The organism is Rhodospirillales bacterium (assembly GCA_016712595.1).
In the GTDB taxonomy this organism is placed as follows: Bacteria; Pseudomonadota; Alphaproteobacteria; order Rhodospirillales; family Defluviicoccaceae; genus Defluviicoccus.
This window is the reverse complement of record JADJQT010000002.1, coordinates 834,587-852,529: the sequence shown is the minus strand read 5'-3', so window position 1 is coordinate 852,529 and position 17,943 is coordinate 834,587. Positions and strand designations below refer to the sequence as shown.

The window sequence follows — 17,943 nt, the reverse complement described above, 5'->3', positions numbered from 1 at the left end:
CCGCAACCCAAAAATCGCCAACCACCTGAGCAGATACGCTCGGCTAGCCGGCAACCCAAAATTCACGGCTGACGCTAGCCCGCTGCCGCGCTAAACCGCCCCGTGTTGATCAGGCGCCCGGGAGTACCTTTTTTCGTACCCATCCGGCGAGGGCCGCGGCTGGAGTGGGTTGCCGGACCGGCGCAGTTGTGAGCGGCTATGCGGCGGTGCTGATTGGCTCTGGTGCCTGCCAGTTCCAGGGCAGCAGCTCGTGGATGCGGCTGGTGGGGTGGCCGGGAAGGCGGGCGAGGACGGAGGCCAACCAGGCGCGGGGATCGATGCCGTTCAGCTTCGCCGTCTCGATCAGGGTGTACATCGCCGCCGCGCGACGACCGCCTTCGTCGGAGCCGGCGAAGGTCCAGTTGCGTCTTCCTACGGCGATACCGCGTAGCGCGCGTTCCGCGGCGTTGTTCGAGAGGCAAACCCTGCCGTCGTCGAGGAAGCGGGTGAAGGCGGTCCAGCGCTTCAGCAGGTAGTCGATGGCTTTTGCCGTCTTCGACTTCGCCGACAGCCTCGCGTACTGGTCGCGCAGCCAGGCTTCGAGGTCGAGGATCAGCGGGCGGGATCGCTGGTTGCGGACGGCCAGACGCTGCTCGGCCGAGGCGCCGTTGATCTCGCGCTCGATCGCGAACAGCGCGTCGATCCGCTTGACCGCCTCGATGGCGATCGGCCCCTGCTGCAGCTCCGCCAGCTCAAAGAAGCCGCGGCGGCCATGTGCCCAACAGCCGGCCTCGGTGATCGGGCCAGGCCGGCGATCGCTCTTGTACAGCCGGCCGAAGCCGGAGAAGGCGTCGGCCTGCATGATGCCGGTCCAGCCCGCGAGGAAGCGTTCGGCGTGCACGCCGCTGCGGTCGGGCGAATAAAAGAAGACGGCGGCCGGCGGGCCTGTTCCGTCCAGGTGGGGACCGCCGAACGGCCGGTCGTCGCGGACGACGGTCACAGCCGGCCTTCCTTCGTCTTGCCCTTCGCCAGCACCGGCACCGGCGTTTCGTCGGCGTGGATGCGGGCGGCGGCGCGGACGTGCGCCTCGATCGCCGCGGTCAGCGGCTGCAGCGAAGCGGCGACCGCCCCTACCCAGTCGGCGAGAGTGGAGACGTCCAGCTCGATGCCCTCGCGGGCAAAGCAGGCGCTCTGCCGGTTCAACGGCAAGTGCATCCCGTACTTGCCGAACACGACCTCGGCCAGCAGGTTCGGCCCGGCACGGCCGCGGGCGATGGGATGGAACGGCGCCGGCGCCTCGCGGATCGCCTCGCAGCAGCGGCAGGAGACTTTCTCGCGCACGTGCTGGACGACCAGCCAGCGCGCCGGCAGCCGCTCGAGCGTCTCGGTGATCTCCTCGCCCAGCTTGCGCACCGCCCCGCCGCAGCAGGGACAGGCGGTGGGCGCCGGGTAGACCAGGCGGGTGCGCGGCAGATGCTCCGGCAACGCACGGCGCGCCGGCTTGCGTGGCGTCGCGGCGCTGCGCGCCGGGGTCGGGCTCCGTTCCGCCGCCCGCAGCTCGGCCGCGGCATCGGCCTGGGCGACGGTCTCCTGCAGCTCGGTCAGCGCCAGCTCCAGCTGCTCCAACCGGGCGCTGCGCTCCGACGAGGAACCGAACCGCTGCCGGCGCAGCCGGGCGATCTCCAGCTTGAGGCGCTCGATCTCCAGGTCGAGAACCCGCTTCGTCTGCTTCGCGATCGCCGCCTCGGCCTCGGCAGCACACCGGGCCGCGCGCTCGGCGATGATCATCGCGTGCGCTTCGGCGAGGTCGGCGGGCAGCGGCTCGGGCGTCGTCATCACGACCCGAACTGAATCAGATTCTCACGCCTTTGTAAGCTGTTATCTCATCCGGCGGCGATCGGACGCCAAGTTCGCCGCGGCATCCTCCAGTCTATGCCTTCGAGCAGATACGCGAGTTGCGCCGGCGTGATCGTCACCGTTCCATCGGCCGCCGACGGCCACAGAAACCGACCGCGTTCGAGACGTTTGGCGAACAGGCACAGGCCCTGGCCGTCGTGCCAAAGGATCTTCAAAGGTCACCGCGTCTTCCACGGAAGACGAACAAATGACCACAGTGCGGGTCCTGCTTCAGCCTTTCCTGCACCTGCAGCGCCAGCCCATCGAAGCCGCGCCGCATGTCGGTGTGTCCGGTCGCCAGCCACACCCGGGCGCCGGTCGGAACGGCAATCATCGCCGATCCAAAACGTCCAGAACCCGCCGCAGCGCCTCGGCGTCGAAATCGCCAACCACGCGGACACAGCGACCCGCGCCGAGTTCGATCTCGATCACCCCCGACCGACCTTGCCCAGGCTTCGCGGGCGGCATCATCGCCGGCACACCCGCAGCCCTGCCCGCAGGCCCCGCCGCGACGGCCTCCGTCCCCGCCACCTCGTTCGCGGCCGCGTCTTCCGCGACCTCGACGGCGACGAACGATGGCAATTCCGAAGCACCGGGGATGTCGATCACGCCGAGCGCCGCCAGACGTCGCCATTTGAACACCTGTGCCGGCAGCAGCCCATGCCGCCGCGCCACCGCCGAGATCACCACTCCCGGCGCCGACGCCTCCGCCAGAACCGCAAGCTTCTGCCCGAGCGAGAACCGACGCCGCCGCTCGACCCGTCCCAGTACCTCACCCTGACGATAAGACATCGATCTTGCGCTGCCGCTAGCTCCAAATCCGAGCCAAATGCCGCACAAAATCCCGCCTCACCACAAGGCGGCCATCACCGGATGCGTACAGCCTCTACGACACCTGCCACCCCCAAACCCACAGCCGTCATCGACTTTCTCAACAGCCTCGGCTATATGCGGACATTGAGATGCCCACCAGAAGCGACGAGCGTCCGGCTGGGGAGCTTCGCGGCGGCCGTGAGGCGCACACACGCCTCGGAACCAAGTCAAGCACCAAGACTGCCTAGCAGAGCGCGTCGCACGCATATTAGTCGCTGCAATACGCGCGTGCGTTGTGCGGCCGTCTTGGTCATCATCTTCGAACGGCCTCGCCGCGGTCGGCCGATCCGACACCCGATCGACGCGTGGCCCGAGTGCATTCACCCTTCCTCGCGGGACGCCGGAACGGTGCGGACGCGTGCAACCTGGAGACTCGAAATGAACCGGACCCTTGTCTGCTTCGCTTTTATGCTCGTATTTGGCCTGTGCGGTCACGCGAGCGCAACCGACGCCGACGCCGATGCCGATGCCGGCAAGAAGGTGTTCGCCAAGTGCGCCGTCTGCCACTCGCCCGAGCCGGGGGTAACCCGGGTCGGGCCATCGCTGGCCGGCGTGGTCGGCCGGCAGTCGGGATCGCTGCCGGGGTTCAACTATTCGACCGCCATGAAGAACTACGGAGTGACGTGGAACAACGACACGCTCAATACGTATCTTGCGGCGCCGATGGAGGTGGTCAAGGGCACGAAGATGACGTTCCCGGGCGTCAAGGACGAGACCGACCGCGCCAACGTCATCGCCTACCTCAATACCCTGAAGTAGCCGGCCCGGCTCAGGCTCCCGGTACGTACGGGAGCCTGACTGTAAGGACCGCGGCGTGCCCAATCAGGACCGGCGACGCCTTTCGACGGCAAGCGAGAGCTGCCACTCGATAGGTATTTGACCGGCATCCGCAGAAATTTTTCATCGTTCAGGAAGTAATTCTAATAATTAATCACCTTGGCGTGTTGTATATTTTTGACACGCGCGGCAGCGAATCTACAGATACCGCAAATTTAACTAGTCAGACCTCGGAATTGCTAGTAGCGAGCGAAGGCGGCGGCTCGTCGTGACTTTCGCGACTAGGCAAGGGGAAGTACGAGAAGATGCGCAAGGAGTTCAAGACGGCGATTATCGTATCGTGCGCCGCCGGCGCGGCGTGCCTTCTGGCCGGGCTGTACGCACGGCCTGCAGAAGCAGTTCCCTCGTTCGCCCGGCAGACGGGCATGAACTGCCCCGCGTGCCATACCAATTTTCCGCAACTCACGCCGTTCGGCCGCCAGTTCAAGGCGCACGGCTACCTGCTGACCAACAACGGCGACAGCTGGAACAAGGGGTTTCTAGACGAGAACAACCTGCCGCACCTCGCCTTCATGGCACTCGGCGGCTTCACGCACACGGACAAGGGGCAGCCGGGCGGGGCCGCGCGCGGTTTCGACAACAACGACAACTGGGCGCTCGATCAGCTCAGCTTCTTTTATGGCGGCATCGTCGTCCCGGATCTGGTGGGCGCGTTCGTCCAGGGCACGTACAACGGCCCGAACAACCAGGACGCCTACTGGAGCTGGGACAACGTCGACGTCCGTGCCGCCCGCGACACGACCGTCGCCGGCCAGGAACTGGTGGTCGGGCTCACCGGGAACAATAACCCGACCGTCCAGGATCTGTGGAACACGACGCCGGCCTGGAGCTTCCCGTACAGTTCCTCATCGCTGGCTCCCGCCCCTGCCGCCAGCACCCTGATCCAGGGAACCCTCGCGCAGCAGGTCGCCGGAACCGGCGTCTACGCGATGCTCGACCAGCGCTGGTATGCCGAACTGGACGCGTATTACAGCATCCCCAAGGGCACCCAGCGGAGCCTCGGGCTGCAGAAGCAGGACGTCAACAGCGAACAGCAGATCGACGGTGCGGCCCCTTATTGGCGGCTCGCCTATCAGGAGGACTGGGGCGACCAGAACGTCGAAGTCGGCACCTTCGGTCTCTCCGCGCCGATCTATCCGAGCCGCATTCACCATTCAGGCCACGACTGGTTCACCGACCTCGGCTTCGACAGCCAGTATCAGTGGCTTTCCGATCCCAGCACCGTCGTCGTCACGGCCTCGCTTATCGACGAGATCCAGCGGTTCGACGCAAGCGAGAAGTTGGGTATATCCAGCCGGAGCGATGGGAATTTGTACAGCGTCGGCATCAACGCGATGTACATGTATGACAAGACCTACGCGGGGACGATCGGTTTTACCAACTGGATCGGCAACAAGAATCCCGATTATTACGGGACCAACAATGGCTCACCGGACTCCAACCAATGGATTTTCCAGGTCGACTGGCTGCCGTTCAACCGGGACGGCGTGCCAGGACCCTGGTCGATGGCCAATCTGAAGCTGTCTCTTCAGTACGCTGCTTACACCAAGTTCGACGGTACGTCGCGCAACGCTTCGGACAACAACACTTTGTTCCTGAACGGCTGGCTCGACTTCTGAGGGCGAGCCGGGCGGCCGGCGCGGCCATCGCTCATGCGGAAATGTGGCGGACCCGACCGGCGCCGTCCACCCCTCGGTGCCGATGAATTCCTCGACAGTGTCGGAGGCAGTCAGCCGGGCTCTGTTGCATTAACCGCGGTCGGACAGAATTTGGCTTGCTCCGCAGCGGGGATTAGGCGGCAAGATCGAAGAGTTTGTTGACGAATCGGACTTCGCCTGTAGCCCCCGGTTCGATCAGGATGCAATGGCGGCGGCGGATCATGCACATGATCTCGAAACCCTTGATCGTGGCGTACGCAGTTTTCATCGACTGGAAGCCCCTTGTGGGACGGATTACCCGTTTGAGCGCACCATGATCGGCCTCGATAATGTTGTTGAGATACTTCGACGTCCGATGCTTGACCGTGTCTTCCAGCGCGCCCTTCCGTTTCAACCGGCGCAGTGCCTTCGGGTAGGAGCCGAGCTTGTCGGTCGTGATCGACACCGGCATCCAGTTGCGCATGACCTTCAATGCCTTGGCCAGAAAGCGACGCGCCGCCTTGGTGTTCCGCCGGTCCGACAGCATGAAATCGATCAAGCGCCCCTGCTTGTCGACGGCACGGAACAGGTATTTCCACTTGCCACCCACCCTGACGTGGGTCTCGTCAACGCGCCAGGACGGCGACCGGTAGCCCTGGTACCAGCGGACCCGTTTCTCGATCTCTGGCGCATAGCGCTGAACCCACCGATAAAGCGTCGAAAAGTCGACATCCACCCCGCGCTCGGTCATCATCTCCTCAAGGTCCCGGTAGCTGATCCCATACTTGCAGTACCAGCGAACGCCCAGCAGGATGATCGCGGCCGGAAATCGGCGACGCTTGAACACAGACATCGCGGAGACACTCCAAAAGCCCGTCTGCTAGCCGCCCAACCCGGTTAATGCAACAGAGCCGTTACGCGAGATGTCGTGATGCTTGGCGAGCCCATGAAGGGTCTCGCCGGCGATGAACTCCTGAGCGACCTGCCGCTTGAACTCGATGCTGTGACAACGGTGCTTGGCCATCGGCCTTCTCCTGACGAAGGCCCGGCATACCCGGTCAATTCACGTTGCTCAATCTGTTCGGTGACAGGGGCGCAGTCCAGTTCCCAGTGGTGAGACTGGCGGAGCGAAGGAAGTGCGACCAGGAACCTTCTCCAGTTTGAGCACACAGACTGGGGAAGGATCATAAGGGTTGGGATTGGAGTGCCGGCGGCGGAGTCCCCTCCCCCGCCGGACCCTCTGGTGTCGAGGTGCCCCTACCCGGACATGCTGCGGAGTAATTCAAGGTGTGAAGCTCCGGGGACAACGCCGAACGGCCGGCCAGCCTCAGGGTGGGTCGTGGCTAGGGGAGACATGGAAGGTTGAAGAACGTGAAGACCCGCCTCAGGGCTCGTCACTCCGAAGCGGCCAAAGAGGCTGACAGGCCGCTGCTGCCGAAAGGCGGTGTGGGACGGACCGCCGGACCTTGCTTGCCGGCGGCGACACCCGGATGTCCCACCGGGCTAGAGGGTCCAACCTCCCCATGACGCATCTCCATCCCGATCAACTGGGTAAACCCCATGGTCCCCACCATCGCGTGGTAGCCCGACCGCAAGGAAGGGGGACCGGCCAGGGGGCAGAGGATGCCGGAGAAAGCGAAGGCCGGCCTGCAATCGGCCGGATAGGGCAATACCCATCCCGAAAAGGAGCAGACTTCCGGCAGGTGTCACCGAAGCGATGTTGTTGAGCCGATGGTACCGCTTGGGACGTTAGACAGTGCGCAGCACTGAACGGACAGACGGACGTGGCGATCTCGACGACTGGGCCAGCATCGACTGGCCGGCCGTGGAACGCAGCGTACGACGGCTGCAGGAACGGATCTTTCGGGCCAGCCAGAACGGCGAGACGGCGAAGGTAAGGAACCTTCAACAGCTCCTCGTTCGGTCGAGCGCCGCGAAGCTTCTGGCGATCCGTCAGGTGACTCAGGTCAATCGCGGCAGGAAAACACCAGGGATCGACGGCAAGGTGTGCCGATTGCCGCCACATCGACTCGCGTTGTTCAGGAAAGGTCTGAGTCTCAAGGGCTACCGTCCCAAGCCGGTGCGTCGGGTCTACATCCCGAAAAGCGACGGCCGGCGGCGGCCCTTGGGCATACCGACGATCACGGACCGGGTGATGCAGGCCATCGTCAAGCTGGCGCTGGAACCGGAGTGGGAGGCTCGTTTCGAGCCGAACAGCTACGGTTTCCGGCCGGGGCGATGCCCGATGGACGCGATCGAGGCCATCCATGTCACGCTCGCCCGCAAGGGCAGCAGCCAGTGGGTGCTCGACGCCGACATCGCCAAGTGCTTCGACACCATCGATCATGCGGCGCTGCTGGCGCGCGTGCCGGTATTTACCCCCGTGATCCGACGCTGGCTGAAAGCCGGCGTGGTCGAGCTCGGCAAGCGGGAGGAAACGATGATGGGAACGCCGCAGGGCGGGATCATCTCACCGCTCCTTGCCAATATCGCTCTTGATGGGATGGAACGACTGTTCGGGTCGGAACGGCGGAATGGACGGACCATCTGCCCTTCCGCGCGGAAGGGCATCCACAAGGGCGTCAGCCTGATCCGGTATGCTGACGACTTCGTTGTCACCGCCCCTCGCGGGGAGGTGCTCGAAGACTACGTCATCCCGCGGTTGACCGAGTTTCTCGCCGACCGCGGGTTGAGCCTGAGCGAAGCGAAGACCCGCATCGTCCACATCGGCGACGGGTTCAACTTCCTCGGTTTCAACATCAGGCGCTTTCCCAATGGGAAGCTGCTCACCCAACCGCAAAAGGAGAAGGTGATCGCGTACCGACAGAGACTGTCGCAGTTTCTACGAGCGCATCGGCAGCTTCCCACCGCCGAGGTGATCAGGGCATTGGCGCCGGTGATCCGGGGCTGGTGCAACTATTACCGGCACGGCGTGTCCAAGCGCATCTTCAGCGCCCTGGACAATTACGTCTGGACCATCGCCTACAAGTGGGCGAAACGCCGCCACCCGAAAAAGAGCCGGAGTTGGGTCGTCCATCAATACTTCGGGATCGACCACGGGCGCGGCTGGGTCTTGTGCGCCGGCGGAAGTCAACTCCCGCAGCACGGCGCGGTACGGGTCTCCCGGCACGTGAAGGTGAAAGGTCAAACCAGTCCGTTCGACCCCAGCCTCCGCCAATACTGGGAGGACCGCCGCAAACATCGCTTGCTGCGGGAAACAACGCGGGTCAATCGCGTCCGACTGCTGAAACAGCAGGACGGCCGCTGCGGTGTCTGCCGGGCAGTCTTCGACGAAGACGCTCTCGAAGAACGCGGGATCATCACGCTCAACCGCCGTGATCCCGCCACCGCAATCCCCTCCCCTGTCCTCGTCCACCGATGGTGCCGGCCCGGCCGTGTACCCCGGGGGCCTCGATGATGCTGGCAGATGCTTGAGCCGTATGCGGGGAGACTCGCACGTACGGTTCTGAGGGGGCTGGGAGAGCAGAAATGCTCTCCCGGCTACCCGACCCCCGGTCTAACCGTCTCTATTTTTATGCATTGTTTTCAATGTGTTACGATTTACGCTTTTGCCTATCCCGCACGCGATCGACGAACCACTCGGTGTGACGGGTGCAGTAAAGCCGTTCGTCGCAATCTCTATGGTCGGTGTTGGCCCTGTGCGGCCTGCGCCTTTTAAGGGGGGCCGCTTCATCCCGAGCCCGTGTGAAAACTGGTGCTCAATCGCCGATTGGCAGGCACCTTGGCTGGTGCGGGCGCAGTCGGCGGGACGAGATCGCGCCTCAGCTGCGGATCGCGGCGATGAGCGGTCGGGTGCCGAGGAGATTGATCACCCGTTTCATGTTGTAGGCGAGCACGTGCAGGCTCATTTCCGTTCGCACCCGCTCCAGCCCCCTGGTGAGGGAGTGCGTCGCACCCATCCAGGCCTTGAGCGTGGCGAAAGGATGCTCGACCGTGCGGCGGCGCACCGTCATTGCCTCGGGCGCGTGCTCGATCCGCGCCAGCACGGCGTCGATGACCGCCTCGTGCTCCCAGCGCCGGACACGCCGTTCCTTGGCCGGCGTGCACCGGCTCTTCAGCGCGCACTCGCCGCAGCGGGTCGAAAAGTAGGTGATCATCGTCCGGCCCTGCAGGACCGAGCCGAAACGGCGCGGGAGCACCTCGCCGGCGGGACAGCGATAGGCGTCCTCGGCCGGCAGATAGACGAAGTCCTCTTTGGCATAGCGGCCCTCGGCTCTTGCCCCCGAGGTCAGCGGCTTGGGCACGTAGGGGGTCACCCCGATCGCTTCGCATGCCCGGATCTGCTCGCTGCTGAAATAGCCGCGGTCGGCCAGCACGTCGATCGCGTCCTGGCCCATCGCCGCCTTCGCCCTGGCCGCCATCGGTGCCAGCAACGCCCGGTCGACGACGACGTTCGTAACCTCGTGCGCGACGATCAGATGATGCTCGGTCTCGACCGCCGTCTGCACGTTGTAGCCGACGACGCTGGCGCCGCGCATGTTGGTCGCCATCGCCCGTGCGTCGGGGTCGGTCAGCGAGATCTGGCCGTCGGGCGCGGCTTCCACCCGCGCCTTCAAAGCACGCAGCTCGCGCACCTTGGCGCGCATCGCCGCGACCTTCTCCGCCAGCCGCACCGCTTTGTCTTGCGCGACCGAGCCCTCCTGCAGGTCGGCCGCGTCCAGCGCGCTGAGCCAGCGGGCGACGCTGGCCTCGATCTGTTCGATGCGGCGCTGCAGCTTGCCCGGTGTGTAGTTGCGGTCGCGGGCGTTGACCGCCTTGAACTTGCTGCCGTCGATCGCCGCCACCGCTTGGCTGAAAAGCCCCAGCCGGCGGCACAGCAGGATGAACTCGGCACACGCCGCACGGATCGCGGCGCCGTTGTCGCGGCGAAAGTCGGCGATCGTCTTGAAGTCGGGGGCGAGCCGGCGGGTGAGCCACATCAGCTCGAGATTGCGCCGCGCCTCGCGCTCGAGCCGGCGGCTCGACTGGATGCGGTTGAGGTAGCCGTACAGGTAAATCCGAGCAGCGTCGCCGGATGGTAGGCAGGACGGCCCGTTGCCGCCGGGCTCGCCTGATCAAAACCCAACGCCGCCAAGTCGAGTTCGTCGACATAGGCCTCGACCACCCGCACCGGATTGTCCTCGGAAACATAATCGTCGATGCAGTTCGGCAGCAGCGACTGCTGCAGTCGGTCCTCGCCTTCGATGAAGCGGCTCATGCGCACCCCGGCTAACCCGCCGCCAACAATAGCCCACACCGCGTTTTCACACAGCCTCTCCCATTCCCTGAACTGGTAGTACGCTGCCGAAGTAGTTCACGTACGTCGCGTTTATAAGCAAAACGCAGCGATTGGCGATTTGATCGAGATGCTGCCGTTGCGGGTTCGGCGGAGTTGGCGGCCGACGGCGGTTCTGAGGACCGCAACGAGTTGCATAGCAGGCGGGATGCGGTCCCAGAGGGTTCGAACGTGCTCCCGTCCACGGGTGACCGGCGGGTGGTCTGGCCCGCGACGACGCGCTGTGACCACCGGAAGCCCATCTCGTGGAAGTAGAGGTCGGCGTGCTCCGGACTGATATGATGGAACACGCCGGCGACGGTACGGCGGACGCGGGAATTGAACCCCTCGACGGAATTGGCGTGGACCGTGCCGCGCGCATATTCGCGCTTGGCATGCTGAACCGTATCGTGCGCTGCGAAGCTCTGGCCGACGGCGGCAAAGGTGCTCCACGCATCGCTCATCAGATGGGTCGCGGCCACGTCGACCTCCTTCTCCGAGGACCTCGTTCGGTCTCGACGGCAGAGAGGTCGACCACCACCGAGGCCCGTGCGCCACCCGCGACCGTCCCGATCTCCGCGTCACGCGGTCGTTCGACCACCGCGAGGACGCACGCCTTGGTCGTCCGCTTCTGGCCTTTCCGGCCACGGCCGACCGGCGGTGTGTCCAGCGCCAGCGTCTCGCCCAAGCGCACGCCGGCGTCGAACCCCTCGGCCGCGATGTCGACCAGGCCGTTGCTTACCACGACCTCAGCGCGAAGGTCGGGGTAGCGCGGCAGGAGCTTGGCAAGGGCGGGGGTCAGGATCGTCTCGGCCGGGTGGTCTCCGGCGGTGATCCGCACGGTGCCGGCAGGCTTGTCGCGCAGATCGCTCAACCCTTCCAGCTCCGCGCCGACCTGGTCGAGGTACGGCCCCACCGTTCGCAGCAGCCGCTCGCCCGCCTCGGTGGCCGACACGCTGCGCGTCGTTCGCGTGAGCAGGCGGACGCCCAGCCGCTCTTCCAGTCTGCGGATCGTGTGGCTGAGCGCCGACGGCGAAACGCTGAGCCGGGCGGCGGCGCGAGTGAAGCTTCGTTCGCGCGCGACGGAAAGAAAAGCGGATAGGTCGGCGATCGGGTCGCGGGGCATTGCTGACGCTCGTTCACAAGAACATGCGTGTTGTTACGTCTAATCGACACAGCGCCGGACGCCTAGATCGTTTCAAGCAAAGGAGGCGAGATATGCAGACCGTCACTGACGTTCCGGTGTGCGCGTTGAACAGGCGCAGCCTGCTCAGGCTCACGGGCGCGACCGCCGCCGTCCTGGGCGGGACGGCGCTGCGGGGCGGTGGGGCGCTCGCGCAGGGCACGGATGCTTGGGACAAAACCTTCCCCAGGAGCGACCGCGCTGACCACTGCAAGGTCGCCTACACCAATCGGCTGGGCATTCGGCTTGTCGCGGACCTGTACAGCCCGCGCAATTGGGACCGGTCGCGGCGGCATCCCGCACTCGTGGTGGGCACGCCGTTCGGCGCGGTGAAGGAGCAGGCGTCGGGACTCTACGCGCAAACTATGGCCGAGCGCGGCTTCGTGGCTATCGCTCACGACCCGTCCTATGTCGGCGAGAGCGGCGGCAAGCCGCACCGCACTGCCTCGTTCGAGGCGTTGGTCGAGGACTTCAGCGCCGGCGTCGACCAGCTGGGGCGACTGCCGTTCGTAGATCGCGAGCGCATCGGCGTGCTCGGCGTCTGCGGCAGCGGCGGCTTCGGGCTGGCGGCCGCGCAGGTCGACCTGCGCGCATCAAGGCCGTCGCCACCGTCGCGATGTACGACATCGGCCAGGCGATGCGGCAGGGCTTGGCGGACCGGCTCGACCTGTCGGCCTTCCGGCGCAACCTCGATGCGGTCGCGGCTCAGCGCTGGGCGGAGGTCGACGGCGCGGCCCCGCTGATGGCGTCCGGCACGCCCGAGCGGCTGACGACGGACTCGACCGCGATCGACCGGGAGTTCTTCGACTACTACCGCACGCCGCGAGGGAGCCACCCGCGTGCGACCACGGCGTTCCTGCGCACGAGCCACGCGCCAATGGCGCTCGGCTCGGCGTTCGACCACCTCGACTGGATCTCGCCGCGGCCGCTGCTGTTCGTGACCGGCGACCGCGCGCACTCGCGAGCGTTCAGCGAACAAGCCTTCCGGCTCGCGGCCGACCCGAAGGAGCTGCTGGTCGTGCCGAACGCCGGTCACGTCGACCTCTACGACGGGGTCGACCTGATCCCATTCGACAAGCTCGACGCCTTCTTCCGCACTCACCTCGCATGAACCGGAGAGCAGCCATGAACATTAAGCTGCTCGCCGCGCTCCTGCTGGCGCTGCCGCTCGCGGCCCACGCGCAGCAGGCATCCCGCGCCAACCCGCCGCAGCAAGGAGCCGTGCGCATGGAATACATCCGAAAGGTCGACCTGAAGACGGCGCGAGGCCCGGCGGAGAACTTCACGGGCGTCGTGACCATCACCGGCCAGTTCCAGCGCCCGGAGCCGTCGCGCGTCGGCGGCGCCATCGTTCGGTTCGAGCCCGGCGCCCGCACCGCCTGGCACAAGCACCCACTCGGACAAACGCTGCTCGTCACCGAGGGCATCGGCTGGACGCAGGTCGAGGGCGAGCCGAAGATCGAGTTCCACGCCGGCGACCAGCTCTGGTGCCCGCCGGACCAGAAGCACTGGCACGGCGCGACGGCAACGACGCCGATGACCCACATCGCCATCCAGGAGTCGCTGAACGGCTCGCCCGTGACCTGGATGGAGCACGTCTCGGACGAGGAGTACCTCGCCGGACCCGCCACCCGACCCGAAAGGTAAACCATGCGCGCGACCATCATGCCCCGGGCGCACGACGTCCGGATCGACACCGTCCCCGACGCCGCGATCGTGGAGCCTACCGACGCGGTGATCCGCATCACCCGCGCTTGCATCTGCGGAAGCGATCTGTGGCCCTACAATGGCGGGCCGAATGTAGAAGGCCAGCGCATGGGCCACGAGGCAATCGGCGTCGTGGAGGATGTTGGCAGCGAGGTCCGGCGGATCAGGCGCGGCCAGGTCGTGATCATGCCGTTCGCGGACTCTGACGGTGCATGCGTGTTCTGCGAGGAAGGGCTGCACACCTCGTGTGTTCACGCCGGCTTCTTCGGCAATGGGACCGGCCTGACGGCGCGCAGGCGGAGGCGCTGCGCGTGCCCAACGCCGACGGGACGCTCTATCCGCTCGATGTGGGCGAGGACGACGCGCTCATGCCCTCGCTGCTCACCCTGTCGGACGTGATGGGCACCGGCCACCACGCGGCGGTGACGGCGCGGGCAGCCGCGGCGGCACGGTGGTGGTGGTCGGCGACGGCGCTGTCGGCCTTTGCGGCGTCATCGCCGCCAGGCGGCTCGGCGCGGAGCGGATCATCATCATGGGCCGCCATGCCGACCGCGTCGCGCTGGCAAAGGAGATCGGCGCCACGGACGTGGTGAGCGAGCGTGGGCCGGAGGCGGTCGAGCGCGCGTGCGCGAGCTGACCGGCGGGTTCGGCGCGCAGTCCGTGCTCGAATGCGTCGGCACCGGGGTGGCGATGGAGACCTCGATGAGCATCGTCCGCGCCGGCGGCGCGGTCGGGCGGGTCGGCGTCCCTCATTATGAGGCGATCGCGGGCGCGCAGCCCATGTTCTTCCAGAACGTGATCGTCGCCGGCGGCCCCGCGCCCACCCGTGCCTATATTGACGAACTCCTGCCGGACATCATGGAGGGCCGTATCCAGCCCGGCCGCGTGTTCGATCGCACGGTCGACCTCGACGGCGTGCCTGACGGCTACCGCGCCATGAACGAGCGCGAAGCGTTGAAAGTGCTGATCCTGCCTTAGGCCGAGCGAGACGGCACGCCGCCCGAACACATCCGAAAGCTTGAACAGAAAGGAAATATCATGGCCAGACCCGATCGATTCACCGGCAAGGTGGCCTTCGTCACCGGCGCCGCCAGCGGCATCGGCCGCGCGACCGCGATCGCCTTTGCGGCCGAGGGCGCACGCCTCGCCATCCTCGACCGGACCGCGAACGGGCTGAAGGACACGGAGGCGGCTGTGAGGGACGCCGGGGCGGAAGCGCTGGCGATCGTCTGCGACGTGTCGGCGCCCGAGCAGGTCGAGGCCGCCGTGGCGCAAGTGGTCGAGCGCTGGCCGGCTCGATATCGCCTTCAACAACGCGGGCGTCGAGAACAAGCCCGCGCCGCTTCACGAGATCGAGCTGGCGGAGTGGGACCGCATCATCGGCGTCAACCTGCGCGGCACGTTCGTGTGCATGAAGCACGAGATCGCGCAGATGGTACGTCAAGGCGGCGGTGTGGTGGTGAACACCTCGTCGGGTGCGGGCATCCGCGGCGTTGAGGGCGGCGCGGCCTACACCGCGTCCAAACATGCGCTGATCGGCCTAACGCGGTCCGCCGCGCTTGACTACGCCAAGCGTAACATCAGGGTGAACGCGATCCTGCCCGGTAACATCGAAACGCCGATGATGGACCGCTTCACCGGGGGCGACATCCAGAAGGCGATCGTCCTGGAGCCGGTTGGGCGGCTCGGCAAGCCGGACGAGATTGCAGAGGCGGTGCTGTGGATGAGCTCGGACCTGGGCGGCTTCGTCACCGGCTCGGCGGTGGTCGTCGACGGTGGCTGGTCGCTGTGAACCGGCCGCGCGACGTTACGCGCTGGATCGCGTGCATCATGCTCAGCACGGCGCTGATGGGATCGGCCGGCTGCGGACGAGCCGAGCTGTCCGACACACCGGCGAAAGCCGATGCCACCCGCCAGACGTCGGCAAAAACAGGAGACCGACAGTGTCTACCATCGAGATCGTCTCCGGCGACCGTCGCTGGACGGCCCGGATCGACGACACGCCGGCCGCGCGCGACTTCCTCGCGCAACTTCCCTGAAGCTGACGCTGAAGGACTTCGGCGGCAACGAGAAGATCGCCGATCTGCCGCGCCGGCTGACGCGCGAGGGCGCGCCCGACGCAATTACCCCCCGGGCGGGCGACGTCGCCTTCTACGCACCGTGGGGCAACCTCGCGATCTTCTACGGACACGGGCATCATTCGCCGGGGCTGGTCCCACTGGGCCGAATTGAAGGCGACGTGTCCGCGCTCGCGGGCGGGCGACCCGTCACGGTTTCGATCGATCGAGCCGCGACGGGTGGCTGAACAGCCGTTTCGCGCAATCAGCGTACGGCACATCTTGAGCGGTCGCGCGGCTGCCAAGGAGTTCAGTCGGCCGCCGTCACGGGTGATCGCTTTCGAGTTCCGAAGCGATCACGCCGGAGCGGAGCATGATCAGGCCGCGTCGTTTTCAGACCCGTCGACCTTCCCCTGCCCGTTCCCCTTGTCGCCCTCACCCTCGGCCGTGCGCGTCGGCGGCCCGATCCCGGCGCGAGCGGTTCTCGCGAAAGGCGCGATCGAGATTGCTTGGACTCGCACCGTCGGTCGCGTGCGACTTCGACGAGCGCATGGTATCCACATGGCTGTGCTTCTCGTCTCGCTCGCCGCCACCGCCGGACCGCATGCTGACGCGCGGGTTGGTACTTACCGCGCCCTCAGGGTAAGCCGGACCCGGCTCGGGAGGGGGCTTGGTCGCAGGCCCCAGGGCCGCCCCAGCGATTCGTGTTCGGATGCTTTTTCGGCATGCGGGTCGCTCCATCGCAGACGGAAAGCAAACACACGCACGCGCGCGGGGTTCCAGAGAGCACCTACAACGCGACGGGAAAGTGGCTTCGCCGGATGGATTACGGGAGGCAGCTCGAGCAGCTAAGCGCAACGCTTGATCGTCTTCACGTTGACTCGGAACGGGCCTCGGTCATTCCGGCGTACGATGACGCTTTAGATCCCGTTGCAGTCGTAGCGGAGGTCGCTTCCCGCATTCGACTTTCGACGCGAATGGCGAACAGCGCCAGTTTGAGCCTCTAGCCGGCGGAGAGGCTCGCGTCGGTCGCACCCCCGCACCTACCTCGGCAGCCCCGTAGCGCGATCCTATCGCGCGGGCTCATGCAGCCACTCCCTCAGCTTTGACCACCTCCGCCCCGTCTGCTTCCCCTTCACCGCTATGGCCATCGCTTTCTTCTGGCCAACGATGACGACGAGCCGCTTGCCGCGGGTGACCGCGGTGTAGAGCAGGTTCCGCTGCAGCATCGGGTAATGCTGGGTGGTCAGCGGGATGACGACGGCTGGGTACTCCGAGCCCTGGCTCTTGTGGATGGTGGTGGCGTAGGCGAGCACGATCTCGTCCAGTTCGCCGAAGCCATAGGTTACGTCCCGGCCGTCGAAGGCGATCACCGGCGTTGTCAGAGTAATGAACTGGGGACGCTTCGGCCCACCCAACTTCAGCGGCCTACGAGGCCAGCCGATGCCACTCAGCCAGTGCAGCTGAACGGTTCAGCTTGAATGTGTGCCGGCGATAAAGATGACGTTCGATGTTGAAGAGGTTGTGGATCGAGGCATGGGCGGCAGCGAACTTCTGCAGCGTCTTAAGGCTTCGGAAGCAGCCCATCAGCCTCTCTCGTCGCCGGAATGGCTGGTGCGAATTTTCGGCCCGATTGTTAAGCCAGCGGCCGCATTCCTGGTGATTTGCAACGCCGATAGCCTTCATCGCCGCGCGATATGATCGCAGACGATCGGTTACGATCGATCGTGGCCGGCCACAGCGCTTCATCACACGCTTCAGAAACGCCAGCGCCGCCTTGCGATCCCGGCGTTTCGTGGCGAAAACCTCAAGCACTTCGCCTTCGTGATCCACGGCGCGCCAGAGGTAATGCGTCTGCCCGTTGATCCGCACGAACACCTCGTCCAGATGCCAGCGCCAGTTTGAGTATAACCGCTGATGAACGCGTCGCTTCCTGATCTCCGCAGCGAATATCGTACCGAACCGGTTCCACCAGAGCCGCACCGTCTCGTAGCTGATGTCGATGCCGCGTTCAAACAGCAGATCCTCCACCTGCCGCAGCGACAGCGGATATCGAATGTACATCATCACCGCGAGCGGGATCACCTCGGGGGAGCTGTTGAAATAGCGAAAAGGGTTTTTCATCCGCTGATGTTACGGACTACCCGTGCCCGCCTCAAGCAGCGTTGGTCTGACAATGCCCGCCACAGATACATTAGTCGACCACCAATCGAGACGAACATTTCGTCGAGATGCCACCGTCCGACCGGTTTCGGGCGTCCCGCCTTGAGCCGCTTCGCGTAAGCCGTACCGAACTTCATCACCCAGCGACGGATCGTTTCGTAGCTGACGTCCAGGCCGCGTTCGGCCAACAAATCTTCGACGTCCCTGAGACTGAGCTGGAAACGAAGATAGAGCCACACCGCGTGCTGAATCACGCTCGGCGGGAATTGGTGACGGGCGTACGAGACAGGCTGCATCCCCGCAGGCTACCCGCGGCGGTGGCGCAGGCCAACGTTC

General features: G+C 65.6%; 9 protein-coding genes and 10 pseudogenes. 8 read left to right on the top strand and 11 right to left on the bottom strand.

Annotated elements, in window-relative coordinates; all coding sequences use genetic code 11:
* Positions 1 to 196 precede the first annotated feature (196 nt).
* The 3 genes and pseudogenes from IPK66_15775 to IPK66_15765 form a co-directional block, all read right to left on the bottom strand.
* A pseudogene (locus IPK66_15775) lies at positions 197 to 1,818 on the bottom strand (IS66 family transposase).
* Between the two features lie 44 nt (positions 1,819 to 1,862).
* Positions 1,863 to 2,209 (bottom strand): annotated as a pseudogene (gene tnpB / locus IPK66_15770) (IS66 family insertion sequence element accessory protein TnpB).
* Entirely contained in the window at positions 2,206 to 2,667 is a 462-nt protein-coding gene (locus tag IPK66_15765) for a transposase (GenBank protein MBK8176655.1), read from the bottom strand. The pseudogene tnpB and the gene IPK66_15765 overlap by 4 nt, the downstream one beginning before the upstream one ends.
* Positions 2,668 to 3,126: 459 nt before the next feature.
* Between IPK66_15765 and IPK66_15760 the strand changes: the two genes are divergently transcribed.
* Both IPK66_15760 and IPK66_15755 read left to right on the top strand, forming a co-directional pair.
* A complete protein-coding gene (locus tag IPK66_15760; GenBank protein ID MBK8176654.1) occupies positions 3,127 to 3,507 on the top strand; it encodes a cytochrome c family protein in 381 nt (126 codons plus the stop codon).
* Between the two features lie 323 nt (positions 3,508 to 3,830).
* Complete coding sequence (locus tag IPK66_15755; GenBank protein MBK8176653.1) at positions 3,831 to 5,204, top strand: cytochrome C; 1,374 nt, start codon at positions 3,831 to 3,833, stop codon at positions 5,202 to 5,204.
* Positions 5,205 to 5,376: 172 nt separating this feature from the next.
* Here the strand turns inward: IPK66_15755 and IPK66_15750 are convergent, their stop codons facing one another.
* Entirely contained in the window at positions 5,377 to 6,075 is a 699-nt protein-coding gene (locus IPK66_15750; protein MBK8176652.1) for an IS6 family transposase, read from the bottom strand.
* A 60-nt stretch (positions 6,076 to 6,135) separates the two neighbouring features.
* Positions 6,136 to 6,246, bottom strand: a pseudogene (locus tag IPK66_15745) (helix-turn-helix domain-containing protein).
* A 732-nt stretch (positions 6,247 to 6,978) separates the two neighbouring features.
* On the opposite strand from IPK66_15745, the gene ltrA reads away from it, so the two are divergent.
* Complete coding sequence (gene ltrA / locus IPK66_15740; protein MBK8176651.1) at positions 6,979 to 8,640, top strand: group II intron reverse transcriptase/maturase; 1,662 nt, start codon at positions 6,979 to 6,981, stop codon at positions 8,638 to 8,640.
* A 364-nt stretch (positions 8,641 to 9,004) separates the two neighbouring features.
* On the opposite strand, the pseudogene IPK66_15735 reads toward ltrA, so the two are convergent.
* The 3 genes and pseudogenes from IPK66_15735 to IPK66_15725 form a co-directional block, all read right to left on the bottom strand.
* Positions 9,005 to 10,440 (bottom strand): annotated as a pseudogene (locus tag IPK66_15735) (IS1182 family transposase).
* Between the two features lie 11 nt (positions 10,441 to 10,451).
* Positions 10,452 to 10,979 (bottom strand): transposase, encoded by a 528-nt coding sequence (locus IPK66_15730; GenBank protein MBK8176650.1) that lies wholly within the window; start codon positions 10,977 to 10,979, stop codon positions 10,452 to 10,454.
* Entirely contained in the window at positions 10,961 to 11,623 is a 663-nt protein-coding gene (locus tag IPK66_15725; GenBank protein ID MBK8176649.1) for a LysR family transcriptional regulator, read from the bottom strand. Before IPK66_15725 ends, IPK66_15730 begins: the two co-directional genes overlap by 19 nt.
* A 92-nt stretch (positions 11,624 to 11,715) precedes the next feature.
* On the opposite strand from IPK66_15725, the pseudogene IPK66_15720 reads away from it, so the two are divergent.
* The 5 genes and pseudogenes from IPK66_15720 to IPK66_15700 all read left to right on the top strand — a co-directional run bounded on the left by IPK66_15720 (position 11,716) and on the right by IPK66_15700 (position 15,692).
* Positions 11,716 to 12,791: pseudogene (locus IPK66_15720) on the top strand (alpha/beta hydrolase).
* 116 nt (positions 12,792 to 12,907) lie between these two features.
* Entirely contained in the window at positions 12,908 to 13,327 is a 420-nt protein-coding gene (locus IPK66_15715; GenBank protein ID MBK8176648.1) for a cupin domain-containing protein, read from the top strand.
* Between the two features lie 3 nt (positions 13,328 to 13,330).
* A pseudogene (locus IPK66_15710) lies at positions 13,331 to 14,365 on the top strand (alcohol dehydrogenase catalytic domain-containing protein).
* A gap of 60 nt (positions 14,366 to 14,425) precedes the next feature.
* Positions 14,426 to 15,179, top strand: a pseudogene (locus IPK66_15705) (SDR family oxidoreductase).
* Between the two features lie 160 nt (positions 15,180 to 15,339).
* A pseudogene (locus IPK66_15700) lies at positions 15,340 to 15,692 on the top strand (hypothetical protein).
* Positions 15,693 to 16,514: 822 nt separating this feature from the next.
* Here IPK66_15700 and IPK66_15695 read toward each other — a convergent pair.
* From IPK66_15695 to IPK66_15685, 3 genes and pseudogenes are all read right to left on the bottom strand, one after another.
* Positions 16,515 to 16,814 (bottom strand): annotated as a pseudogene (locus IPK66_15695) (ATP-binding domain-containing protein).
* A 58-nt stretch (positions 16,815 to 16,872) separates the two neighbouring features.
* Complete coding sequence (locus IPK66_15690) at positions 16,873 to 17,568, bottom strand: IS6 family transposase (GenBank protein MBK8176647.1); 696 nt, start codon at positions 17,566 to 17,568, stop codon at positions 16,873 to 16,875.
* Positions 17,569 to 17,621: 53 nt separating this feature from the next.
* Positions 17,622 to 17,903: pseudogene (locus IPK66_15685) on the bottom strand (IS6 family transposase).
* Positions 17,904 to 17,943: the final 40 nt, after the last annotated feature.

Bases quoted from the DNA above. Each gene is read 5' to 3' on its own strand.
- IPK66_15765 (MBK8176655.1), bottom strand. From the start codon at position 2,667: ATGTCTTATCGTCAGGGTGAGGTACTGGGACGGGTCGAGCGGCGGCGT.
- IPK66_15760 (MBK8176654.1), top strand. From the start codon at position 3,127: ATGAACCGGACCCTTGTCTGCTTCGCTTTTATGCTCGTATTTGGCCTG.
- IPK66_15755 (MBK8176653.1), top strand. From the start codon at position 3,831: ATGCGCAAGGAGTTCAAGACGGCGATTATCGTATCGTGCGCCGCCGGC.
- IPK66_15750 (MBK8176652.1), bottom strand. From the start codon at position 6,075: ATGTCTGTGTTCAAGCGTCGCCGATTTCCGGCCGCGATCATCCTGCTG.
- IPK66_15725 (MBK8176649.1), bottom strand. From the start codon at position 11,623: ATGCCCCGCGACCCGATCGCCGACCTATCCGCTTTTCTTTCCGTCGCG.
- IPK66_15715 (MBK8176648.1), top strand. From the start codon at position 12,908: ATGGAATACATCCGAAAGGTCGACCTGAAGACGGCGCGAGGCCCGGCG.
- IPK66_15690 (MBK8176647.1), bottom strand. From the start codon at position 17,568: ATGAAAAACCCTTTTCGCTATTTCAACAGCTCCCCCGAGGTGATCCCG.